Raw genomic sequence first — 22,342 nt, 5'->3', positions numbered from 1 at the left:
TTATAATGAGTGTAATTCCTTACGTAATAGAACAAACGAAATTAGGAGAACGCTCCTATGATATATATTCAAGATTATTAAAAGACCGAATTATTATGATTGGTTCAGAAATTAACGATCAAGTTGCAAGCAGTGTAGTAGCACAATTATTGTTTTTAGAAGCGGACGATGCAGAAAAAGATATATTCCTGTATATCAATAGTCCGGGTGGTTCAACGACAGCGGGATTTGCAATATTAGATACGATGAACCTTATTAAACCAGATGTGCAAACACTTTGTATGGGCTTTGCGGCATCATTTGGTGCGCTTTTACTATTAGCTGGCGCAAAAGGAAAAAGATTTGCGCTCCCTAACAGTGAAATCATGATTCATCAACCGCTTGGCGGTGTAAAAGGGCAAGCGACGGAGATTGAAATTACAGCAAAAAGAATTTTAAAGTTAAAACACGATATAAATAAAATTATCGCAGAGCGAACAGGGCAACCAGTTGAAAAAGTAGCACATGATACAGAAAGAGATTATTTTATGACGGCAGAAGAAGCGAAGGAATATGGAATTGTCGATGCAGTTATTGAGAAAAAATAACATAAAACAGGCTAGAGAATATACTAAATTCTCTAGCCTGTTTTTGTCATTCTTTATTCTTTTATCCATTCATCAACTAAAGCTTGATTCTTTTTAATCCATTTTCGCGCGGCTTCTTCCGGATCTTTCGTTTTATTTAGCATGACCATTAAAGTACCTAGTTGTTCATCGTTCATTTTCCATTGATCAAAGTATTTCACAATATCCGGATGATCTTTTTCGAAACCTTTACGAACTGAGTAATAAATGTCATCTTTTTCACCATATACTTTCTTAGGGTCTTTTAAATATTTTAAGTCAAATTCTGAAAAGCCCCAATGAGGATTCCAAAGCGTAACAGCGATTGGTTTCTTTTTCGTATATGCCTTCTTTAGTTCGCTCATCATCGCAGCTTCTGAAGATTGGACAAGTTTTAGTTTTATATCATATTCCTTCATTGCTTTATTCGTTAAATTCATTAGGCTACTACCAGGTTCAATCCCAACAATTTTATTATCTAGCTCATCTTTATGTGCATTTAAATCTTCAATACTGTTAACGTTTTTCACATAAGAAGGGACGACTAAACCAAGCCCAGTACCTTCATACCATTTTGATTTTAAGACGAAGTCATCTTTGTAACGGGCATTTAATGGTTTATCTGTAACAGGAAGCCATACTTCTAGATTCGCATCAACATCACCACGTGCGACGCCAGTCCATATCGCAGCTTTTTCTAAATACATGAGTTCAACTTTATAGCCTTTTTCTTCTAATAAAACTTTCCACATATTTGCGGTTGCGATATTTTCTTTCCAACTTGTTACACCAAGTTTAATTTTTCCTTTCGAATTTGCATTTGTTGCATTACAAGAAGTGAAAATCATACTAATAAATAGTAACAGACTTATAATCCATATTTTTTTTCGCATTCAAAACCTCCTGTGAAGCTTTTGCTTTTTATAAATTAATCTATAAGTGAACCTTCTTATTATGAACGGAAACAAGAATTTTTAAAGAAATCTTATATATGTCATTTTTATGTAATATTTCTCTGTAAAATCGCAACACTATGTAAATAGATGGGTAGAAAAGGAGTAGTGACATGGATAATACAAAGGTACGTGTTGAAAATGTAACAAAAGTCTTTGGGAAACATCCGCAACGAGCGCTTACCTTATTAAAAGAAGGAAAAAGCAAATCGGAAATTTTAAAGGAGACAGGAATGAACGTTGGTGTGAAAAAGGCAACGTTTGAAGTATACACTGGAGAAATTTTCGTTATTATGGGTTTGTCTGGTAGTGGAAAATCAACGCTAGTTCGAATGCTAAATCAATTAATTAAACCGACAGCGGGGCATATATACATAGATGGTGAAGACATCGCAACAATGGGAAAAGAAGAATTGCGAAGAGTAAGAAGGACGAAAATGAGTATGGTTTTTCAGAAGTTTGCTTTATTTCCACATCGTACGGTAATACAAAACGTTGCGTACGGGTTAGAAATTCAAGGAGTTCCAGTAGAGGAACGAGAAAATAAGGCGTTAGAATCGCTACAGTTAGTAGGACTCGATCATCATAAAGATAATTACCCTAGTCAACTTAGTGGTGGTATGCAGCAGCGTGTTGGAATTGCAAGGGCACTAACGAATAATCCAGATGTATTACTAATGGACGAGTCATTTAGTGCATTAGATCCACTAATTCGAAAAGAAATGCAAGATGAATTGTTAGAGTTACAAGATAAAATGGAAAAAACAATTATTTTTATTACACATGATTTAGATGAAGCTCTTCGAATTGGTGATCGTATCGCATTAATGAAAGATGGAGAAATTGTCCAAATTGGAACACCGGAAGAAATTATGATGAGCCCTGCAAATGAATTTGTAGAGAAATTCGTTGCGGATGTGAATTTAGGAAAAGTAATTACGGCAGAATCTATTTTAAAAAGACCAGAAACGTTATTAATCGATCGTGGGCCGCGTGTAGCTCTGCAAATTATGAGAAATGCAGGTGTTTCTACGGTATATGTTGTGAACAAAAAGTATGAGTTTTTAGGTATTTTAACAGCGGATGATGCAAGTAAAGCAATGAAAAAACAATGGCCAATTGCTGATTTATTACTTAACGATATTCCACACGTTTATCTAGATACATTACTGGAAGAAACGTATGCAAAAATGGCGGAGATGAAATATCCATTACCCGTAATTGATGAAAAGAAAAGGTTGAGAGGAATTATTAAACGTGAAAGTGTCATTCAAGCTCTTGCAGGAAACATCGAGGAAGAGGTGAAAGACGGTGAATAATATTCCGCGCATTCCATTAGGCGAATGGGTCGATTCATTTGTTGCAAGTTTATATGAGCACTTTGAAGGCTTGTTCCGAGGATTCTCCTATATTATCGGTGGATTTGTTGATTTACTCACTAATTTTTTAACAATAATACCAGCCATAGTGATGATTATCATCTTATGTTTCCTCATTTGGTACACAACGAGGAAATTATCTTTAGTCATTTTTACGCTCATCGGATTAATATTTATTTTAAATATTAACTACTGGGCACAAACGATGCAAACATTAGCGCTCGTACTTACGTCAGTTATTATTTCAATTATTATCGGAATTCCCATTGGCATTTTAGCATCTCAAAATGAACGTTTCTCAAAATTTTTAAAGCCGACATTAGATTTTATGCAAACAATGCCGGCATTCGTCTATCTCATTCCCGCGATAACATTTTTTGGAGTAGGCGTTGTACCAGGTATTATTGCTTCCGTTATTTTTGCTATGCCACCGACAATCAGATTTACAGACTTAGGAATTAGACAAGTTCCAGAAGATTTAATTGAAGCTGCGAATGCATTTGGCTCTACCGCATCACAAAAATTATTTAAAGTACAATTACCGCTCGCAACCGGAACGATCATGGCTGGCGTGAATCAAAGTATTATGCTTTCGTTATCAATGGTTGTAACAGCTTCACTTGTAGGAGCGCCAGGACTTGGCGTCGATGTATATCGCTCTGTAACACAAGTAAATATCGGAATGGGATTTGAAGCTGGACTAGCTATCGTCGTGATTGCGATTATATTAGACCGAATTACGCAAGGGTTTTATACAAAAAGAAAATAATTCAAAAAACACACTTTATACTACAAAGTGTGTTTTTTGAATTCGAATTACATCCGAACAATAACAGATCCACCAGCTGGTGCACAAACTTGGTTTTGCTGTTGTTCCATTGATTTTATTAATTGATTATTTTCTTCGATTAATGAGATTAATTTAGCTAATTGGCTTTCAAGGCTTGCGATGCGCTGCATCATGTATTGCGAATCATAATGCAGTGTATTCTTTACTGGATGGGGGGAGTAAGCATATTGTTGATTTATATTTGGATTCCAATGAGGATACATTTGAATCGTTCCTCCTTCAATAAATTACTGATCTTTCTTATAGTAAATGCCTATGTATATGTAATGGTGACTTAAAAATTCTTTCAAACGAAGAGGATTATGTAGGGGGAATGGAAAAGTAATAAAGTACATTTTTTGGAAATTTTCAAGCGGAATAGCAAATATATTAGTAGACAGCAAAGTTCATGTAAATGGATATTATATGGGGAGAAATTATGAGAGGAGATGCTATTTTGGCTAATAATAAAAAAAGAAATGATGCTATGACAATTGGTGTCGCTATAGGTGTTGTAATCGGTGTAATTCCTGGTGTATTTAATGATAATATAGCAATCGGAATAGCGATTGGGATTGCAGTTGGAATGGGGATTACGCTTTTGAAGAAATAATGAGTTGTAAATTATTTTAATGTGAAAATTCTCATTTCAAGAGATTGAATTTTCGGAATATAAAACCTGTTTTTCCTTTTTTTATGATATTATATATGCAAAGGATGGTGATGAATATGCCAATAAACAATCAAGCAGAACAAAACTGCTTCATTTGTGAAAAACACAAAGGGAATATTACAGTTCCGGGTGGAGCTATTTACGAAGATGAACTCGTTTACGTTGGACATGTCCATTGGGATGCAGAAGAAACATATCTTGGTTATGTAATGATTGATATAAAAAGACATGTACCTGGTCTTGCTGAATTAACTGAAAATGAGGCAAAAGCATTCGGACTGATAACAAGTAGAGTAAGTAAAGCGCTTAAAGAAAGCGAAGGAGCAGAACATATTTACACTTTTGTTTCAGGCAATGGTGTACCACATTTGCATATGCACATTATTCCGCGTTATCCAAATACACCAAAAGAGTTTTGGTCACCGACTGAAGTAGCAAATTGGACTGGTGCACCATATGGAGATTCAGAGAAAATAAAAAAATTATGCGAAAGAATACGAAAGTATATGGTGAATGAGTATGCATACAACAAATAATACACAATATTCATGGGTTGGAAGTAGAGAAATGTGTTTAGACGAAGTTTCAGTCAAGCAATATGGTGATATTGTACTTGGTAAATACGGCGGAAATATAAGTGCCGGAGCAAAAAAGAATGAAGACGGTGCACTAGTTTGGTCGAATGGTGATTGGGAATTCACCGTTATATTAGACGGACATAATAGTGCAGAAAGTGTTGAATTAGTAGTAAATACAATCCAAAGAGAATATGAAAATATAAAAGCGATTATGAAAGAATCAATTAAAACAGTATTTCGATCTGTTGAAAATCATATACTTACAATTTTTCAATCCTCCCCATTTAAAGAAAACTGTAAAAGAGTAAAAGGTGAAACTGCTTGCTTAATATGCGTAAGAAAAGAAAATTACATATGGTGGCTATCTATTGGTGATTGCCTAGTTTATGTATTTCATGATGAATTACATAAACTAGGACAATATACATTGAATCAGCGCCACTTTTACGAATGGATTGGAAATGTAAACACGTTTGATTTACCCGTTCCTTGCTATTCTTCAGGAATTCGTGAACTACGTACTGGAAAGAATCGAATTGTAATGGTGACAGATGGGGTATTAGAATGCGGGGAACGCCGTTATGAAACGCCATTAAATCTTTATAATGATATGAATGGAAATAATATTGAGTTAAAAGAAAATATTCATAATGTGTTAGAACATGTTCATCATCAATTCGGACGAGATAGTGCGACAATTATTAGTTGGGACGTAGAAAATAAAATACATGCTACGTATCCGAGTGATCAGCCGGAGAAAATTAAAGTGAGAAAATAAAAAGGAGGGGTTTTCTGTCAATTACAAAAATAGCCTTATTAATTTTATGGGTACTATCTTTATTGGTTTTTGAAAGAATTGCGAGAAGACAGTTAAATATACCGAAACAAAAAGGATGGAATAACCAATATGTGAATGATACACATAAATGGGGAAATAGAATTATTATTTCCTCTTATATAGTTGTTATTGCTATAAGCACTTTTCTTCCAAATCGTATATTTATGGGCTATGTACCTCTTTTATTTTTTATTACGTTATATGGATTTCAATCATATATGGAGTGGAAATATGATAAGGAATCACGTGAGTTTTTGATTTCATTATTAGGAGTTGTAGCATTAATAATAACAGGATTCATACTATATTTCTTCCTTTAATATAGTATGAATTTAAAGCAAGAAGGAGAGAAGAAATGAAAAAACCTTTCTTACGTGCAGAATCGATCATTTTTAATGAAGATCATTCAAGAATACTCGTTCAATAACCGTTACTATAGTCCACTTTATTTTAAACAATTCAATGAAGTAATAGGAGGAATTATATTGAGAACCTATACATTTTGGATTATAATTTTTGTTTTTTGTATAGCGGGCTACTTTTTGGATCGATTTTTAAGAAAAAAATTGAATATGCCAAAGAGCGGGTTTTGGGGATATAATAAATATGTAAATAGCTTACATAAAAAATTGGAAATAGGACTGCTTTTTGTTTATTTAATAATTAGTTTTATTTACATCTTTAAATTCGAAAGCACTAATATTTGGTTTATCATTTTCACTTATTTAGGGGTTACGTGGATCCTAAGGACATGGATGGAATGGAAGTATGATAGAGAATCGAAAGAATATATTTTTTCGATAATTGGATTATTTGCATTTATTTTTATGACTTCGATGCTATTTTACTTCGTTCCACCTGCTGCATAATAAAATGATTTTTGAAGGTATAAATAATGAAATAACTAATTAATAAGAAACCATTCATCTATACATGAATGGTTTCTTATTATGTGTACGAAGTTCGGTCTTCGCAATTTAATCATTTATTTTGGCTAATATGGATTTAACGAAACTTGTCTTATCTTCTGCATACTTATGTTTATCATTAGGATTAGCTTTTGAAAGTTGAATCTTTAACTGTTCTATTAAATATGGATTCCCTTGTTCATACATATGAATTTGATGGGTTCTTGGCTCACCTTTATTGAAATAATACCTTTCTGGTAATACATCTTTTCTATATTTATAATTTAATTGTTCTAGGTTTGTAATACATTTTAGACCACTTTTGGAATCTCTTAATTCCATCGCAATATCAATAATAGGTTTTGCGCTTAAATGCGGGATGGAAGTACTTCCAATATGGTGTATCGCTAAAATATATTTTCCAATGTGTTCCTCAATTAATTGTTTTTCTTTTGAAAACTCAAATTCCCACTCTTCGGACCACGGAACTAAAAACACTTTACCATAGGGTAAACCTAGCATTTAATTAGCACCCCTTACATATTTTTTCAATAAAGTTACTTACATTTTCTTAAAGCTCCTCAATACAAGAAACTCCCACAATCTCCAAGGAAGAACCTTCTTCGCAAAGATCATAAATTTTACACCTTTCCCAATTGGGTATCGTAATGTAGTACGCCTTGCTTCAGCAATTTCTACGATTTTATTTGCAACATCCATCGGATTACCAAGTGTATCGTTGCCATTGTTTATGTGCTTTTGTATTTTATCCATATATTCTTTGTAAGGAGAGGTTGTATCAGATTGGTTTTCAGCTAATTGTTTACCAACTTCCCATATGTTCGTGTTATAAGAACCAGGTTCAAGTAAGGCAACGTCTATTCCGAAAGGCTTTACTTCTAAGCGAAGGGATTCACTCCAGCCTTCTAATGCATACTTTGAAGAAACGTAAGGGGATAAACCAGGGAATCCTACTTGCCCGCTAATACTGCTTATATTAATGATTTTTCCGCTTTTCTGCTTTCTCATATATGGTAAGACAAGTTGCGTGATGGATATAGCTCCAAAAAGATTTGTTTCAAATTGTTTTCGGTATTCCTCCACTGGGATTTCTTCGATAAAGCCCCCATTTGCATATCCTGCATTATTTATGAGAATGTCTATTCTGTTTATTTCGTTTAAAAATAATTGGAAGTTATGTATAGAACCTTGATCTGTTACATCTAATTGTTGAACTTTTATATTTTGTTGTAAGTGGAGTTTAGTAGCTTGAGATATTAAGTCTACTTGTTTTTCAAGATTTCGCATTGTAGCAATGACAAAATAGTCTTTTTTCGCAAGTTCAAGTGTCGTTAAAAGTCCGAATCCACTTGATGCCCCTGTAATAATCGCGATTTTTTTATTCATTGTTCGCTCGCTTTCTTTTTCTTTTATCATAACGAGTTATGGGAATAAAATCTATTTATTGTATAAAGATATTTGTTATAATTGAAAATAATTATCAATTGAATTTTGGTTTTATATAAAAGGAGTGTGGATTTCATGAAGACTAACGGTTTTCATGATATTTTTCATAAATACTTTCATGGATTACAAGTTGTAGAGGAAAAACATATGAATATGCCCAAAACAATAGGTATGGGTGAAATACGAAGATGGACTTCATTTTCAGGTATGGAAATTGTGTTATCAAATTATCAATTTCATAATAACCATCGCATTCAGTTTGCATCGGACGCAGCAATGGTGGAGCTTAATTTTTGTTTACAAGGGTTCGGAGAAGTGCAAGTTGGTCATTCTTCGTATGAATTAATGACTGGAAATAGCTATTTATATTTTATGAATGATTTTGATGTAGTATTTGAATATGAAAAAGAAACGCCTCTATATTCATTAGCGATTGGGATTCCTGTACAATTGTTTAATCATTTCATGATGAATAATGCTATTGAAAAAAGTCTTGATTTTCATTCTATATTAGGAAATCAATCTTTTAAAAAGTTTCAAAATCCAATTGATTCTATAACATCTAATCTTATTAAGAGAATGATAGAGTATCCCCAAAAGGATCGTATTAATCAACTAGAAATAGAAAGTAAAGCGCTCGAATTGCTTTCTATACATTTTGGGAGAGTGTTGCTTAATGATTGTGACGCAAATAAAAGGAGTCAATTATCAAAACAGGATTTGAATAAAATAAAACAGGCTGAAGAAATTTTACTTCAACGAATGGAATCACCCCCATCATTATTAGAATTAGCTAAAATAGTAGAGTTAAATGATTATAAATTAAAAATTGGGTTTAAAGAATTATTTGGGATGTCCACATTTGCATATTTACGAGAAAAACGTATGGAACATGCGATAGATTTACTGTGTTCGGGAAATAGTAATGTGACCGAAACGGCATTTGCAGTTGGATACAATAATGTCAGTCATTTTTCAGAGTTATTTCGTAAAAAGTATGGAATGAATCCATCAGAACTTTTACGTATTTATTAACGTAAAACAGGAATAATCCGTTATACCGTAAATTCCTCCGTCATTTGGTAGTTGCTTTTTGTAATGGTCATTATAATTACAAACAACATCCAATTGGAAATAACTTTTTATGGAGGAATTTAAATGAAAGAACGGAATGAAAGTCATTTTTGGATATTTGTATTAACAGGAATGTTTCTTATTATAACAACGACGGGTTTTGCACGTATGGCATATGGAATTATATTGCCGTTTATGCAAGAAGGACTCCATTTATCTACAGCTCAAGCAGGTATGTTAGGAACTATACTCTTTTTAGGGTATTTATTAACAGTCGGAACATCTGGAATACTTACTATCCGTTTTGGAGCAAAATCAGTTTTATTAATAGGGAGTTGGCTCGTCGTTATAAGTTTAATAGGATTAGCATTTGTTTCCTCATTTTGGATAGCCTCTATTTGTATGTTATGTGCTGGAGCTGGAAGCGCTCTTGTATATACACCACTCATGTCAATAACAGTAGGATGGTTTCCAGAAAAAAGAGGAACTGCAATGGGGCTGTTATTAAGCGGTGCTGGCATAGGCATGCTATTTAGTGGAATAATTGTTCCTTATATAGTACGTATATTTCCAGAGTATAGTTGGCGTGGTTCATGGCTTTTGTTTGGCGTTATTACATGTATTGTTGTATTCGTTGCCTCAATTGTTTTGAAAAATCCAGAAGTTACTGAAGATGAGGGGGAAATGAATAATAAGTCGTTTTTATGGAAAACGAAAGAGTTATACATCATTGCATGGATGTATTTTATTGTGGGCGTTGTTTATTTAATTCCAAATTTATATCAAACTAGTTTTATGATTAATAATGGTATTTCGGCATCAATTTCGGGAACTGTTTATGCGATTGCAGGAATGTTTTCAATCGTAGGAGCTCCTGTCTGGGGATTTATTTCGGATCGGATTGGTATAAAGAAGACGTTATGTATTGCACTTTTATTAGCTGTAATAGGTGATATGATTCCAATTATATTTGGACATATCATTGGCTTTATCATGTCGGCAATTATTTGGGGTTCCAGCCTCGGAGGTATCCTTTTATTAATTCAAGTTGCTGCTTCAAAGCAAGTATCTCCGAAATATGTCTCAATGGCAATTAGTTTTATATCCGTTTTCTATGCAGTTGGTCAAATGATTGGACCAGGACTTGCAGGATGGATTATCGGGGAAAGTGGTTATACAACAGCTTATGGATTAGGTGCTTTCGGTTTCTTTATGTGCATATGTTTGGGATTAAGGCTAAAAAGAGGGGATCTGGCAAACTCAGCGTATATAGAGAAGTGAGTATTGTCTTGAAATGAATCTTTTTAACGGGGGGAAGTAAAGTGTTCCATGTTAAAGACGTTTTAGCAGATCAGTTATTAGCAAATGCGAATGATCCCAGTTGGTATATTCCATTTTCAGATGCAGTTAAGGATTTATCTGAGAGAGAAGCTTTCTGGAAACCGAATGAAGAGTGTAATAGTATAGCTGAAATTGTACAACATTTACTTTATTGGAATACGACGTGGCAAACTAGGTACAAAGAATCAAATGTTAATGCTGTGCCCGCTATTGGTGATAATAACAAAAGTTTTATGCTAGCAGATAATCAAACATTTGAAGAGTTAAGAGAAAAACTATTAGAGAAACTGTTACAGTGGCAAAGTCTCATAAATGAAGACAAAGTTGAAAGTGATGTAATTGGATTTTCTGTATCTGCGAAGTGGTGGGAAGTATTAGCTAATGTAACGACTCATAACGCGTATCACATTGGTCAAATTATTTATATTCGGAAATTACAGAAGAGTTTTGATAATGAATAAGATAATAATTCTCAAATTAGGTGAACAAAAGTGGACAAAACGAGACAGATGTCTCATTTTGTCCACTTTTTTATTATGAAAGAAAAGAGAAAACCTATTAAATCAGGGATTAGAATTTGGCACAGTACTTGCGATATAAAAGATGAACAAGAAAATAGGAGGGCTGAACATGTTAAAAACAACTGAAAGTAAAGGGAATGAAATTACGAAAGAACAAGCTCGTTGGATGTATGAAAAAATGTTAGAGATTCGTAAGTTTGAAGATAAGGTGCATGAATTATTCGCCCAAGGCGTTCTGCCAGGTTTCGTTCATTTATACGCAGGTGAAGAAGCGGTAGCAGTTGGTGTATGTGCCCACTTAACGGATAGTGACAGTATTACAAGTACGCATAGAGGACATGGGCATTGTATCGCAAAAGGCTGTGATTTAAACGGAATGATGGCTGAACTTTTTGGGAAAGTGACAGGGTTATGTAAAGGTAAAGGCGGTTCCATGCATATTGCCGATTTAGATAAAGGAATGCTTGGTGCAAATGGGATTGTAGGCGGAGGTTTTCCACTTGCTTGTGGTTCAGCATTAACAGCTAAATATAAAGGAACGAAAGATGTGAGTGTTTGCTTCTTCGGCGACGGAGCAAATAATGAAGGGACATTTCACGAAGGGGTTAATTTAGCAGCGATTTGGAAGTTACCAGTTATTTTTATCGCAGAAAATAACGGCTACGGTGAAGCAACAACATTTGAATATGCGTCAAGTTGTGATTCCATTGCAGATCGAGCGAAAGCTTACAATATTCCAGGTGTTCAAGTGGATGGAAAAGATTTACTTGCAGTGTATAAAGCGGCGGAAGAAGCAGTAGAACGTGCGCGTAATGGCGGTGGCCCAACAATAATTGAATGTATGACATATCGTAATTACGGTCATTTCGAAGGTGAAGCGCAAACATATAAAACTTCAGAAGAAAAAGAAGAACATTTAAATGAAAAAGATGCGATTGTGAATTTCCGTAAGCATTTAATTCATGAAGCTTTATTAACGGAATCTGAACTTGTGGATATGGAAAAGGCAGTAGATGAAGCAGTGCAAAGATCGATTGAATTTAGTGAAAATAGTCCATATCCAGAGGATGAAGAATTATTAAAAGATGTATACGTTTCTTACAAATAAGAGGAGGGTGAAAAATAATGACTAGAACAGTAAGTATGTCAACTGCAATCAATGAAGCGATGAAAATATCAATGCGTCGTGATGAAAATGTAATTTTAATCGGAGAAGATGTTGCAGGCGGTGCACAAGTGGATCACTTGCAAGATGATGAAGCATGGGGCGGTGTACTCGGTGTTACGAAAGGACTTGTACAAGAATTTGGCCGAAATCGTATTTTAGATACTCCAATTTCAGAAGCGGGTTATATGGGAGCGGCGATGGCAGCTGCGGCAACAGGTTTACGTCCGATAGCTGAATTAATGTTTAATGATTTTATCGGAAGTTGTCTTGATCAAGTATTAAACCAAGGTGCAAAGTTCCGCTATATGTTCGGTGGTAAAGCGAAAGTGCCAGTTACAGTACGTACGATGCACGGTGCTGGATTTAGCGCAGCGGCACAGCATTCACAAAGTTTATATGCGTTATTTACGAGCATTCCAGGTATAAAAGTTGTCGTTCCTTCCACTCCTTATGACGCAAAAGGCTTATTATTAGCGGCAATTGAAGATGATGACCCAGTAATCTTCTTTGAAGATAAAACACTTTACAATATGAAAGGCGAAGTACCAGAAGGGTACTATACAATTCCTTTAGGAAAAGCAGATATTAAACGTGAAGGTTCTGATGTAACAATCGTTGCAATTGGAAAACAAGTTCATACAGCGCTCGCTGCTGCTGAGCAATTAGCGAAAAAAGGACTTGAAGTAGAAGTAATCGATCCGCGTTCTTTATCACCACTTGATGAAGATACGATTTTAGCATCTGTTGAAAAAACGAATCGCCTGATTGTTATTGACGAAGCAAATCCAAGATGTAGTATCGCAACAGATATTGCGGCAATTGTAGCGGATAAAGGATTCGATTTGTTAGATGCACCTATTAAACGAATTACAGCACCACATACACCAGTTCCGTTTTCGCCACCACTTGAAAAGTTATATTTACCAACGCCGGAGAAAGTAATTGAAACTGTATCAGAAATGATCGGAGACCAATCTTTATTACATGTGTAATGAAACGATGAGAAGGGAGAGAGAAACATGGCTGTAGAAGTTGTAATGCCGAAGTTAGGTATGGCGATGAAAGAAGGTATTATTACGAGCTGGAATATTAAAGCAGGTGATAATGTAGAAAAAGGTGAACTAATTGCTAGTATTAACTCGGAAAAAATCGAAACTGAAATAGAAGCACCAGCTGATGGAACTGTTCTTGATATAGCTGTAAGTGAAGATGAGGGAGTGCCGCCGGGTACTGTAATTTGCTACATCGGTAAACCGAACGAAAAAGTAGAAGTTCATGAAAACATACATGTTGTAGAAGAAAAAGCATCTAATCCAGAACCTAAAAAGGTACAACATCCAGAACCATATGCGATAGATGTGACGAAGCAAAGAGTTAAAATATCTCCAGTAGCAAAGAAAATTGCAAAAACTGAAAATCTCGATATTAGATCATTAATTGGTACAGGACCTGGCGGAAGAATTACAAAGGTAGATGTATTAAAGGCGCTTGAAGAAAGAGTAGCAATTCCAGAAGTACTTGAACAAGAAGAAAGTAAAGTCATTCCTATTACTGGTATGCGAAAAGCAATTGCGAACCGTATGCATGCAAGCCTACAAAATAGTGCGCAATTAACATTAACGATGAAAGTAAATGTTACAGATTTAGTTGCTTTACATAAAGAAATAGCGGAAGTTGTACAAAAACGATACGATAACAAACTAACTATTACTGATTTCGTTTCTCGTGCTGTTGTATTAGCGCTTAGAGAGCATAAAGAAATGAACAGCGCGTATATAAATGATGCCATTCATCAATTTGAACATGTTCATTTAGGTATGGCGGTCGCGTTAGAAAAAGGATTAGTCGTTCCAGCTATTCGCTTTGCTAATAATCTATCTTTAGTAGAGTTATCTAAAGAGATTAAAAATGTGGCACAAAAGGCACGAGCAGGCAGTTTAAGTAGTGATGATATGCAAGGGACAACATTTACAATTAGTAATTTAGGTAGCTTCGGTATTGAATATTTTACGCCAGTATTAAATACACCTGAAACTGGTATTTTAGGTGTAGGTGCAATTGAACGTGTTCCTGTATATAAAGGGAAAAAATTAAGAAAAGGAAGTATGTTACCTTTAAGTTTAACATTTGATCATCGTGTACTAGACGGTGCACCAGCAGCTGCATTTTTACGCACAATTAAACGTTATTTAGAAGAGCCTGTAACAATTCTTTTATAAAGAGAAGGTGAGAAAATGAGTAATTTAGTTGTTATTGGGGGCGGACCTGCTGGTTATGTAGCGGCAATTACCGCGGCTCAAAATGGAAAAGATGTCACTCTTATTGATGAAGCTGATCTTGGTGGGACTTGTTTAAATGTCGGTTGTATGCCTACGAAATCATTGTTAGAAAGTGCGGAAGTGCATGACATTGTGAGAAAAGCGAATAATTATGGAGTTACACTTAACGAAGGAAGTATATCAATTGATTGGAAGCAAATACAGGCGAGGAAATCACAAATCGTAACGCAGCTCGTCCAAGGAATCCAATATTTAATGAAGAAAAATAAAATAAAAGTTATACAAGGTAAAGCGAAATTTGAAACGGATCACCGTATGCGAGTTACACACGGTGATAAAGAAGAGGTAGTAGATGGAGAACAGTTCATTATAGCGGCAGGATCAGAACCAACTGAATTACCTTTTGCTCCATTTGATGGGAAGTGGATTTTAAATAGTAGTCATGCAATGTCCCTAGAAAATATACCGAAATCATTATTAATCGTTGGCGGTGGTGTAATAGGTTGCGAGTTTGCAAGTATTTATAGTCGTCTTGGAACAAAAGTTACGATTGTTGAAATGGCACCGCAATTATTACCTGGTGAAGATGAAGATATCGCACATATTTTAAGAGAGAAACTAGAAAATGATGGCGTGAAAATATTTACAGGAGCAGCTTTAAAAGGATTAAATAATTATAAGAAGCAGGCTTCATTTGAATATGAAGGAAGTATCCAAGAAGCCAATCCGGAATTTGTTCTCGTTTCTGTCGGTCGAAAACCACGTGTACAAGAATTAGATTTAGAAAAAGCAAGCATTCAATTTTCAAATAAAGGAATTTCTGTGAATGAACATATGCAAACAAACAAATCACATATTTACGCAGCGGGTGATGTGATTGGTGGAATACAGCTTGCTCACGTTGCATTCCATGAAGGAACGACAGCGGCATTACACGCGAGCGGAGAAGATGTGAAAGTAAACTATCATGCTGTACCTCGCTGTATTTATACAGCTCCAGAAATTGCTAGTGTCGGTTTAACAGAAAAAGGAGCAAGAGAGCAATATGGGGATATACTTATTGGAGAATTTCCTTTTACAGCGAACGGAAAAGCGCTTATTATTGGAGAACAAACGGGGAAAGTAAAAGTTATTGTGGAACCTAAATATCAAGAAATTGTAGGGATTTCTATTATCGGTCCTCGTGCAACCGAACTAATCGGACAAGGGACTGTAATGATTCATACAGAAGTAACCGCTGATATAATGAGAGATTATATTGCAGCACATCCAACTTTATCTGAAGCAATCCATGAAGCATTATTGCAGGCAGTAGGACATGCTGTACATGCTTGAAGGTAAAAAGATCAGTCTAATATGACTGGTCTTTTTAGTAAATAATATTTAAGTAGCAATATGTATAAAAAGATACTAGAAAAATCACTATACTCTCATGTTTTTTTAATCGATGAGAGTATAGTGATTTTGAAACTTCTTCACTTATTTAATTGAAATGCGCTGTTACTATTTAATTTCAATAGCTGAAGTTATATCGTTCCAATCTGCAGCTAAATTAGCAGTTTGACCATACCAATCAGAGTGTCTAAAGGAGACACCTTTTCCATATCCTTGAGTTGAAGAATGTTCCCATAGTGTTGTTGAATAACTTGCAGAAGGTGAAGCTGTACTTACAGAAGAAATTCTGTCGTTCCAGCTAGAAGGTAGGTTTTTAAAGCCACTGCTCCAATAAATATACTGTCCACCTTTATTTTGATGCTCATAAAAATCGGTACTACCAGCACCACTACCTAAAGGGTTAATTTGATTTTTAAGTGCCTTTTTATCCTTTTCAATAAAAGCATTCAATGTTTCTCTGCTAGTAAAGCCATAAGCTAACCAATCTCCATTTTCATTTTGCTTAGGTAGTACCATAGTAATTTGGATGTCTTTTTTTGATTGATCGCTTAATTTTGTGAATGAATTAACATTCTTTTCATCAACTTTTAAATAATCAAATGATTTAATTGTATTATCTTTTTCTGCAGCACTTACTACTCCTAATCCTCCAGTTAATGCAAAACCTGCTACTAATGTCCCTGCTACTAATTTCTTCAACATATAACCATCCCTTTTTGTTTAGATTTTTGTACAGGTAAAACTTGTACATGTAAAATGTATTCTAATTTCGGATTTTTGTAAATATTCTGAAGTTTTAGAAATAATAGGCGGAATATTTACAGTTTTGCATTTATTCTTTAGAAAAAATAGCTATTGGAATGATATAATAAATAGATACATTGCTTTTGTTGGATGTTAAAATGTTTTAGGAGGAAAGCCATTGCAGTATTTCAATAAAGATTGGTATAAAGAAATGCAAGTATCTGGATTTTTAATTTTCTCAGAAACATTAGAAGAATGGGAAGAGATTTTGCGAGAGAGCGAAAAGGTAGGAATGGATTATAAGAAAAGTTTGAGAGAAGACGTGGAAGAAAAGAAAGAAGATTTATTAAAGTTTCTACCTAAGTCACTACATCCATACATTCATGATAATACAATTAAGTCAGAATACCCATCAGAAAAGTTAAAGAAACTTATGCTTGATTGGACAGAAGATTATGAGAAAAGAATGAATGATTTAGAACAAGCTTATATAGATAATTATAATGCTATAAAAGAAAAGCTCGCTCAGAATGTCGTTCAACTACATGAATACTCACTACATGACAGTGTAGTCAAATCAGTAGAGAGAAGATCAAAAGATACGCTAATTATTACTTTAGATTGCAGTGGTACTTGCAGTGAATTTGACAAACTGGAAGTAACTTTTACAGGCGTAACGAAATGTTCTATTCCGGAAAATTTTGAAGGTGCTTGGTGGTTATGTCATGAAATAGATCTTACTAATGAAGGTTTCGAATTGGGTGTTTTATTTGATTGCCCATTTGAAGAAGTGACGATTTGTGCAAAAGATGTATTGCTTGAGAAAAGTAACTAGTAAACTTTATAACTTTACAAACAAAAAAACAGTCTTATATGACTGTTTTTTATTTAGATGCTAAATTATCAAGTTTCCAATATGTATCTGTTAACGGCGCAGCTTTGCTATCTATGTATAAATACATATTATTTAAATCTTTTGGAGAAGTTTTCATATTAAATACAATGTCGGTAGTTAAAGAAAACTCAGATGGAACCTTTTTAGCATTTTCATTTTGTATAAATTCACCTTCGTATTTTTCACCCGTTTTTTCATCTTTTATGAAATATTTTATTTCTGAAAGATCTATCGTTTGTCCGTCAGCACGAGCATTATTTATAGTAACGCGAGCTGTGAGACGCCACTCTTTGTCTATTTTATCGAATTTTGCATTTTCAACAGTTGCTCTATAGTATTCGTTTTTAAATATTTCCCCATAGTGCATTGCATTCTTTTCAAAAGCGCTCTTTTCTTGTTTTGGTGCAGTATTTCCACTACATCCTGCCATTATTCCTGTAAATAATAATGCTGTACAAGTTACTTTAATTATAGATTTCATAGTAATCCCTTTCTGTATTAAAAAGTAAAACATAGGAATAATTTTACATCAGTAGGAAGGTAAATGGAAGTATGTTTGTGGAATATGCAAATATACACTTATTTCGTTTTTAAGTTAATGGGATAGAAAGAGGGAGAAAAACTGTATAAAGCTGAATAAATAAGAATTGAAAATATTGTAATACAGAAAAAGCATGCATATAATTAAAATAAAGATTAAATTTCTGAATCTTCAATAATGGTGGTGGGAACATGTTTACTGAAGAGCGTAGAGAGAAAATTTTAGAGTTACTTAAGAAAGATGGAAGAGTAATCGCAAAGGATCTTGCTGAAATTTTTGATATGTCTATTGATTCTATAAGAAGAGATCTATCTATTATGGAGAAAGAGAATTTATTAAAAAGAACGCACGGAGGTGCAGTTGAACTTACGCGAGTGAGAAACTTAGCTGCCGAACCATCGAAACGTTATCGTGGTAGTTCAATAGATGAAGATGCGATTGCGAAAGTTGCTGTATCCTACATACAAGAAGGAGATTCCGTTTTTATTGGCGGGGCTTCCATTCATTATGCCATGTTAAAGTATTTACCTGAAACATCATTTATAGTTATTACGAATGCTTTAGAAATTGCTAGTAAGTTACGAGAATATAAGAACATTGATACGTACTTAATTGGTGGAAAAGTGAAACCATCAGGAAATATGACAGATACACTGGCCTCTGAATTGATAAGTAGATTCTCTATTGATCTTTATTTCTCTACAGGTGGCGGTATTTCATTGAATGGTATAAGTACTGCGACACCGGAAGTTGCTTATTTTGGAAAAACAGTAAGTAAAATTGCTAGAAGAAATATTTGTTTAGCTCCTCATAATAAACTTGGAATAGACTGCTTTATAAAAGGAGAGTCACTGTTAGAAATTGACCTTATAATAACAGATGAAGGGGCTAGTAAAGAAACGATTCAACAATTTGAGAAACAAGGTAAAGAAATTGTAATAGCGTCAATAGACCTCATTTAAAAGGAGTTTGAAATGATTATAAAAGGACAAGAGTTTCATATAAATGGATTAACTTATACAGTTCGTTCTGCAGTTCAAACGGATGCTGAGCAGTTATCAGAAATTAGAGTTCAGATCGATGGCGAAACTGAAAATATGGATAGAGAAGCTGGAGAGGGGTTTATTGATAAGATAGGGTTTCAAAAAATAGTAAAAACAGATAGTGAAGAGATGAAGAATCTTTTTTTAGTTGCAGAAGTGCACAACCGAATCGTAGGATTTTCGAGATGTGAAGGATCAAATTTGAAGAGATTATCCCATAAAGTAGAGTTTGGTGTTTGTATTTTAAGAGAGTTTTGGGGATATGGAATGGGTAAGAGTCTATTGCAACAATCTATTCAGTGGGCTGATGAAAATGAAGTGAAAAAGATATCATTGCAAGTGTTAGAGACAAATGAAAAAGCCATCCAACTTTATAAAAAATTAGGTTTGGAGGTAGAAGGTATTCTAAAAAATGATAAAAAACTGTCGGATGGTAAGTATTATAATACGGTAGTAATGGGAAGGTTTACTGATACTTTTCATAAAAGAGGTGAAGAAGTATGTTTTACAGAAGGAAATACTATGTAGTAAAAAATGAATTCATAGAAATATTTAATGATCATTTCAATGATACTAATTTACCTAATCAAATAAAATATGGTTCTCGTTTAATAGGACGCTGGATGAAAGATAATAATGATGGTACGACTGAAGTATTTGCAATATGGGAATATGATAGTTATGAACAGTATAAAGAAATTGAATCAAAAATTAGAAGCGACAAGATACATGTTAAAAGAATACATGATTGGTATGAAAAACATGGCGGGAAAGAATATGTTTTACAGGAGTACATATTAGAGTTAAAAAATGAAGAGTTAGTATGTACTGTAAAGTGATAGAGGGGTGAGGAATAATGGGAATTAAAACAAAATTATATTTTAGTTTAGCATCCACCATTTTATTTGCAATAGCGGTGATAGTTTTCTTTATAAACGGCAATCCACAAAAGTGGTTTTGGTTATGTATTTTCTTTGCGTCCATTATACAAAATATAGTTCTACTAAAAAAGAATAAAGAAGTTCATTAAGATATTCAAATTATTAACATATTTGTGTCATCTTTCTAGTTGCATTGAAAACGCTTTTATTCAGTTTTATAATAAAAGTATGTTTTATAAATCTCCAAAACAATTAATAGGGGAGATGATACAATGTTAGCTTCACCGTTTTACTTACATACATGGAAAAAGTTTGTTGATGAAGGAGTCCTTGATTCGAACCGTATAAACGAAAGAATTTCAGAGTCATGGCATCGATGTAAACAAGCAAATGTGAATCCTCACATGAATAAAGGTCAGAAAATTTTGTCTTCTGATATTTTTCAGGATCAAAAGAAAAAGAGTGAAATCTTCCTTGATATAGCAATACCTCAAATACAAAATATGAGAAAAACCATTGATGAACTGCAAATGATGGCATTATTAATTGATCCAGATGGTTATGTTCTATCATTAAGTGGGAATCAGCAAACGTTGAAACGAGCGAAACATATTAATTTTATTGAAGGTGTGAAATGGACGGAAGCAGCTGTTGGTACAAATGCGATAGGAACAGCGTTACAGATTGAAGAGGCTATTATGATAAGTGGTACAGAGCATTATTCTGTCGCATCTCATAGCTGGAGCTGTGCGGCCTCTCCGATTCATAATGATGATGGGAAATTAATTGGTGTTCTAGATTTCTCCTGTCCAATTGAGTTTTCACATCCATATATGCTCGGAATGGTAACTTCGATCGCGCATGCGATTGAACGTGAATGTAGTATTCGAGTACATCAAAATGAACTGCATTTAATCCACCGTTTTTTAGATGTAATTGACAGTGATGAACAAGTTGTTATTTGTAACCATCGTGATGTTATCGTTTCTGCGAGCAAGAGGGTTCGTGAACGAGTATGTAATTGGTCACGAATGAAACTTGAAGATTTAATGCACAATGGATTGAAACCTAAATTAGAGGTACCGGTATATAGTAATGATAGAATGATCGGGAAATGTATTTACTTAAAGGAAAATAAACAAGAAAATTTATTTTCTACTTACCCATTTATAAACGGAATTACTTTTCCTGGAGTTATTGGGACAAGCAGCGTATTTCAACATACTTTAGAAGAAATTAAGCTTGTTTCACCAACTGACGCTAGTGTATATGTATGTGGTGAAACAGGTGTAGGGAAAGAACATGTAGCGAGAGCGATTCATGAAAATAGTCCAAGAAAAAATGGTCCTTTTATAGCTGTTAACTGCGGTTCATTACCGAAAGAATTAATGGAAAGTGAATTATTCGGTTATGCTGAAGGTGCGTTTACAGGTGCGCGGCGCCAAGGATATAAAGGGAAATTCGAACAAGCAGATGGAGGAACAATATTTTTAGATGAAATTGGTGAAGTACCGCCAGAGATGCAAGTGGCATTATTGCGTGTTTTGCAAGAACGAACAGTAACCCCAATTGGTAGTTCAAAAGAGGTACCAGTAAATATTCGTATTATTACTGCGACACATAAAGATTTACTACGATTAGTAGAAGAAGGGAAATTCCGTCAAGATTTATATTATCGTTTACATGTTTATCCGCTATATGTTCCGTCGTTAATAGAAAGAAAAGAGGATATTCCGTACTTCATACAACATTTTTGTGAACGAAAAGATTGGAATGTTGTATTTCCAAAGAGTATTTGTAATCAATTTTCACAGCATACATGGCCCGGAAATATTCGAGAATTATTAAATGTATTAGAACGCATATATATTTTGTCGCAAGGACGGGAAATATGCGAAAAACAAATCTCTTTTTTATTACAAACAATGATGGGAAATCAACATCAACTTGAATTGCAAGCAGAAAATAAAACGGAGCATACATTAAATTTCCGTGAAAAAATACAGCGTGATAGCATGATTGAAGCGTTGCAAAAGACGAACGGAAATGTTTCATTAGCTGCAAAACTATTAGCTGTGCCGCGCAGTACGTTTTATAAACGAATGCAAAAATTTAGGCTATAAAAGTAGATTTTTGTAATCTACTTTTTCTTTATGGGCTCACGTTCTGTCGGAATGTGCGCTTGCCAGGGAAATAATAGAATAATTAGAAAGAAGATTTCCTGAAGAGG

Annotated in this window: 26 protein-coding genes; 20 read left to right on the top strand and 6 right to left on the bottom strand. The window is 34.3% G+C overall.

Going from position 1 to position 22,342, the window contains the following annotated elements; all coding sequences use genetic code 11:
- Positions 1-5 precede the first annotated feature (5 nt).
- Positions 6-587 (top strand): ATP-dependent Clp endopeptidase proteolytic subunit ClpP, encoded by a 582-nt coding sequence (clpP, locus tag AC1DKZ_RS11810; protein ID WP_476996290.1) that lies wholly within the window; start codon positions 6-8, stop codon positions 585-587.
- 53 nt (positions 588-640) lie between these two features.
- On the opposite strand, the gene AC1DKZ_RS11805 is transcribed toward clpP, so the two are convergent.
- Positions 641-1,498: a glycine betaine ABC transporter substrate-binding protein gene (locus AC1DKZ_RS11805; protein ID WP_002085124.1), complete on the bottom strand. Its 858-nt coding sequence runs from the start codon at positions 1,496-1,498 to the stop codon at positions 641-643.
- 173 nt (positions 1,499-1,671) lie between these two features.
- Here AC1DKZ_RS11805 and AC1DKZ_RS11800 point away from each other — a divergent pair, with 173 nt between their 5' ends.
- Complete coding sequence (locus AC1DKZ_RS11800) at positions 1,672-2,877, top strand: quaternary amine ABC transporter ATP-binding protein (RefSeq protein ID WP_476996289.1); 1,206 nt, start codon at positions 1,672-1,674, stop codon at positions 2,875-2,877.
- The gene (locus AC1DKZ_RS11795; protein ID WP_476996288.1) at positions 2,870-3,706 is read left to right on the top strand and encodes an ABC transporter permease; all 837 of its coding nucleotides are present in this window, start codon (positions 2,870-2,872) and stop codon (positions 3,704-3,706) included. The genes AC1DKZ_RS11800 and AC1DKZ_RS11795 overlap by 8 nt, the downstream gene beginning before the upstream one ends.
- Before the next feature lie 47 nt (positions 3,707-3,753).
- On the opposite strand, the gene AC1DKZ_RS11790 is transcribed toward AC1DKZ_RS11795, so the two are convergent.
- Complete coding sequence (locus AC1DKZ_RS11790) at positions 3,754-3,990, bottom strand: hypothetical protein (RefSeq protein ID WP_476996287.1); 237 nt, start codon at positions 3,988-3,990, stop codon at positions 3,754-3,756.
- 215 nt (positions 3,991-4,205) lie between these two features.
- On the opposite strand from AC1DKZ_RS11790, the gene AC1DKZ_RS11785 reads away from it, so the two are divergent.
- From AC1DKZ_RS11785 to AC1DKZ_RS11765, 5 genes are all read left to right on the top strand, one after another.
- Positions 4,206-4,379: a glycine zipper domain-containing protein gene (locus AC1DKZ_RS11785; RefSeq protein ID WP_002085128.1), complete on the top strand. Its 174-nt coding sequence runs from the start codon at positions 4,206-4,208 to the stop codon at positions 4,377-4,379.
- Between the two features lie 104 nt (positions 4,380-4,483).
- On the top strand, positions 4,484-4,975 hold the full coding sequence (locus AC1DKZ_RS11780) for an HIT family protein (protein ID WP_219375864.1): 492 nt from the start codon (positions 4,484-4,486) through the stop codon (positions 4,973-4,975).
- Positions 4,953-5,795, top strand: coding sequence for a PP2C family serine/threonine-protein phosphatase (locus tag AC1DKZ_RS11775; protein WP_476996286.1), 843 nt, complete (start codon positions 4,953-4,955; stop codon positions 5,793-5,795). The genes AC1DKZ_RS11780 and AC1DKZ_RS11775 overlap by 23 nt, the downstream gene beginning before the upstream one ends.
- A gap of 62 nt (positions 5,796-5,857) precedes the next feature.
- Entirely contained in the window at positions 5,858-6,175 is a 318-nt protein-coding gene (locus AC1DKZ_RS11770; RefSeq protein WP_082180372.1) for a DUF4181 domain-containing protein, read from the top strand.
- A gap of 165 nt (positions 6,176-6,340) precedes the next feature.
- Entirely contained in the window at positions 6,341-6,724 is a 384-nt protein-coding gene (locus AC1DKZ_RS11765) for a DUF4181 domain-containing protein (protein WP_002142055.1), read from the top strand.
- Between the two features lie 108 nt (positions 6,725-6,832).
- Here the strand turns inward: AC1DKZ_RS11765 and AC1DKZ_RS11760 are convergent, their stop codons facing one another.
- Positions 6,833-7,285, bottom strand: a complete 453-nt coding sequence (locus AC1DKZ_RS11760) for a GrpB family protein (protein WP_476996285.1) — start codon at positions 7,283-7,285, stop codon at positions 6,833-6,835.
- 39 nt (positions 7,286-7,324) lie between these two features.
- Positions 7,325-8,170 (bottom strand): SDR family oxidoreductase, encoded by an 846-nt coding sequence (locus tag AC1DKZ_RS11755; protein ID WP_476996284.1) that lies wholly within the window; start codon positions 8,168-8,170, stop codon positions 7,325-7,327.
- Between the two features lie 135 nt (positions 8,171-8,305).
- Between AC1DKZ_RS11755 and AC1DKZ_RS11750 the strand changes: the two genes are divergently transcribed.
- The 7 genes from AC1DKZ_RS11750 (at position 8,306) to lpdA (ending at position 15,948) form a co-directional block, all read left to right on the top strand.
- Positions 8,306-9,265 (top strand): helix-turn-helix domain-containing protein, encoded by a 960-nt coding sequence (locus tag AC1DKZ_RS11750; RefSeq protein ID WP_476996283.1) that lies wholly within the window; start codon positions 8,306-8,308, stop codon positions 9,263-9,265.
- A 123-nt stretch (positions 9,266-9,388) separates the two neighbouring features.
- Positions 9,389-10,585, top strand: coding sequence for an MFS transporter (locus AC1DKZ_RS11745; protein ID WP_476996282.1), 1,197 nt, complete (start codon positions 9,389-9,391; stop codon positions 10,583-10,585).
- Between the two features lie 41 nt (positions 10,586-10,626).
- Entirely contained in the window at positions 10,627-11,106 is a 480-nt protein-coding gene (locus AC1DKZ_RS11740) for a DinB family protein (RefSeq protein ID WP_476996281.1), read from the top strand.
- Positions 11,107-11,275: 169 nt separating this feature from the next.
- Complete coding sequence (gene acoA / locus AC1DKZ_RS11735; protein WP_476996280.1) at positions 11,276-12,274, top strand: acetoin:2,6-dichlorophenolindophenol oxidoreductase subunit alpha; 999 nt, start codon at positions 11,276-11,278, stop codon at positions 12,272-12,274.
- Positions 12,275-12,291: 17 nt separating this feature from the next.
- Positions 12,292-13,326 carry an acetoin:2,6-dichlorophenolindophenol oxidoreductase subunit beta gene (acoB, locus tag AC1DKZ_RS11730; RefSeq protein ID WP_074608677.1) on the top strand — a complete coding sequence of 345 codons (1,035 nt, stop codon included), beginning with the start codon at positions 12,292-12,294 and terminating at the stop codon, positions 13,324-13,326.
- Positions 13,327-13,353: 27 nt separating this feature from the next.
- Positions 13,354-14,553, top strand: coding sequence for a dihydrolipoamide acetyltransferase family protein (locus AC1DKZ_RS11725; RefSeq protein ID WP_476996279.1), 1,200 nt, complete (start codon positions 13,354-13,356; stop codon positions 14,551-14,553).
- 15 nt (positions 14,554-14,568) lie between these two features.
- Positions 14,569-15,948 (top strand): dihydrolipoyl dehydrogenase, encoded by a 1,380-nt coding sequence (gene lpdA / locus AC1DKZ_RS11720; RefSeq protein ID WP_431181749.1) that lies wholly within the window; start codon positions 14,569-14,571, stop codon positions 15,946-15,948.
- Between the two features lie 168 nt (positions 15,949-16,116).
- On the opposite strand, the gene AC1DKZ_RS11715 is transcribed toward lpdA, so the two are convergent.
- Positions 16,117-16,710, bottom strand: a complete 594-nt coding sequence (locus AC1DKZ_RS11715) for a hypothetical protein (RefSeq protein WP_000914462.1) — start codon at positions 16,708-16,710, stop codon at positions 16,117-16,119.
- Between the two features lie 220 nt (positions 16,711-16,930).
- Here AC1DKZ_RS11715 and AC1DKZ_RS11710 point away from each other — a divergent pair, with 220 nt between their 5' ends.
- A complete protein-coding gene (locus AC1DKZ_RS11710; protein ID WP_476996278.1) occupies positions 16,931-17,587 on the top strand; it encodes a DUF4085 family protein in 657 nt (218 codons plus the stop codon).
- A 49-nt stretch (positions 17,588-17,636) separates the two neighbouring features.
- Here the strand turns inward: AC1DKZ_RS11710 and AC1DKZ_RS11705 are convergent, their stop codons facing one another.
- Positions 17,637-18,128 carry a hypothetical protein gene (locus AC1DKZ_RS11705; RefSeq protein WP_060751402.1) on the bottom strand — a complete coding sequence of 164 codons (492 nt, stop codon included), beginning with the start codon at positions 18,126-18,128 and terminating at the stop codon, positions 17,637-17,639.
- A gap of 251 nt (positions 18,129-18,379) precedes the next feature.
- Between AC1DKZ_RS11705 and AC1DKZ_RS11700 the strand changes: the two genes are divergently transcribed.
- From AC1DKZ_RS11700 to AC1DKZ_RS11685, 4 genes are all read left to right on the top strand, one after another.
- On the top strand, positions 18,380-19,150 hold the full coding sequence (locus AC1DKZ_RS11700) for a DeoR/GlpR family DNA-binding transcription regulator (protein WP_476996277.1): 771 nt from the start codon (positions 18,380-18,382) through the stop codon (positions 19,148-19,150).
- A gap of 12 nt (positions 19,151-19,162) precedes the next feature.
- Positions 19,163-19,759 carry a GNAT family N-acetyltransferase gene (locus AC1DKZ_RS11695; protein WP_107886811.1) on the top strand — a complete coding sequence of 199 codons (597 nt, stop codon included), beginning with the start codon at positions 19,163-19,165 and terminating at the stop codon, positions 19,757-19,759.
- Entirely contained in the window at positions 19,732-20,070 is a 339-nt protein-coding gene (locus AC1DKZ_RS11690; protein WP_002127705.1) for an NIPSNAP family protein, read from the top strand. The genes AC1DKZ_RS11695 and AC1DKZ_RS11690 overlap by 28 nt, the downstream gene beginning before the upstream one ends.
- A gap of 314 nt (positions 20,071-20,384) precedes the next feature.
- On the top strand, positions 20,385-22,235 hold the full coding sequence (locus tag AC1DKZ_RS11685; protein ID WP_476996276.1) for a sigma-54-dependent Fis family transcriptional regulator: 1,851 nt from the start codon (positions 20,385-20,387) through the stop codon (positions 22,233-22,235).
- Positions 22,236-22,342 lie beyond the last annotated feature (107 nt).

This window comes from Bacillus sp. 05T21 (genome assembly GCF_056396785.1).
The sequence above is the reverse complement of the archived record's forward strand: the minus strand, read 5'-3'. Positions and strand labels throughout refer to the sequence as shown.

Coding starts and splice junctions, on each gene's coding strand:
- clpP (WP_476996290.1), top strand. CDS start 6: ATGAGTGTAATTCCTTACGTAATAGAACAAACGAAATTAGGAGAACGC.
- AC1DKZ_RS11805 (WP_002085124.1), bottom strand. CDS start 1,498: ATGCGAAAAAAAATATGGATTATAAGTCTGTTACTATTTATTAGTATG.
- AC1DKZ_RS11800 (WP_476996289.1), top strand. CDS start 1,672: ATGGATAATACAAAGGTACGTGTTGAAAATGTAACAAAAGTCTTTGGG.
- AC1DKZ_RS11790 (WP_476996287.1), bottom strand. CDS start 3,990: ATGTATCCTCATTGGAATCCAAATATAAATCAACAATATGCTTACTCC.
- AC1DKZ_RS11785 (WP_002085128.1), top strand. CDS start 4,206: ATGAGAGGAGATGCTATTTTGGCTAATAATAAAAAAAGAAATGATGCT.
- AC1DKZ_RS11780 (WP_219375864.1), top strand. CDS start 4,484: ATGGTGATGAATATGCCAATAAACAATCAAGCAGAACAAAACTGCTTC.
- AC1DKZ_RS11775 (WP_476996286.1), top strand. CDS start 4,953: ATGAGTATGCATACAACAAATAATACACAATATTCATGGGTTGGAAGT.
- AC1DKZ_RS11760 (WP_476996285.1), bottom strand. CDS start 7,285: ATGCTAGGTTTACCCTATGGTAAAGTGTTTTTAGTTCCGTGGTCCGAA.
- AC1DKZ_RS11755 (WP_476996284.1), bottom strand. CDS start 8,170: ATGAATAAAAAAATCGCGATTATTACAGGGGCATCAAGTGGATTCGGA.
- AC1DKZ_RS11750 (WP_476996283.1), top strand. CDS start 8,306: ATGAAGACTAACGGTTTTCATGATATTTTTCATAAATACTTTCATGGA.
- AC1DKZ_RS11745 (WP_476996282.1), top strand. CDS start 9,389: ATGAAAGAACGGAATGAAAGTCATTTTTGGATATTTGTATTAACAGGA.
- acoA (WP_476996280.1), top strand. CDS start 11,276: ATGTTAAAAACAACTGAAAGTAAAGGGAATGAAATTACGAAAGAACAA.
- acoB (WP_074608677.1), top strand. CDS start 12,292: ATGACTAGAACAGTAAGTATGTCAACTGCAATCAATGAAGCGATGAAA.
- AC1DKZ_RS11725 (WP_476996279.1), top strand. CDS start 13,354: ATGGCTGTAGAAGTTGTAATGCCGAAGTTAGGTATGGCGATGAAAGAA.
- lpdA (WP_431181749.1), top strand. CDS start 14,569: ATGAGTAATTTAGTTGTTATTGGGGGCGGACCTGCTGGTTATGTAGCG.
- AC1DKZ_RS11715 (WP_000914462.1), bottom strand. CDS start 16,710: ATGTTGAAGAAATTAGTAGCAGGGACATTAGTAGCAGGTTTTGCATTA.
- AC1DKZ_RS11705 (WP_060751402.1), bottom strand. CDS start 18,128: ATGAAATCTATAATTAAAGTAACTTGTACAGCATTATTATTTACAGGA.
- AC1DKZ_RS11700 (WP_476996277.1), top strand. CDS start 18,380: ATGTTTACTGAAGAGCGTAGAGAGAAAATTTTAGAGTTACTTAAGAAA.
- AC1DKZ_RS11695 (WP_107886811.1), top strand. CDS start 19,163: ATGATTATAAAAGGACAAGAGTTTCATATAAATGGATTAACTTATACA.
- AC1DKZ_RS11690 (WP_002127705.1), top strand. CDS start 19,732: ATGTTTTACAGAAGGAAATACTATGTAGTAAAAAATGAATTCATAGAA.
- AC1DKZ_RS11685 (WP_476996276.1), top strand. CDS start 20,385: ATGTTAGCTTCACCGTTTTACTTACATACATGGAAAAAGTTTGTTGAT.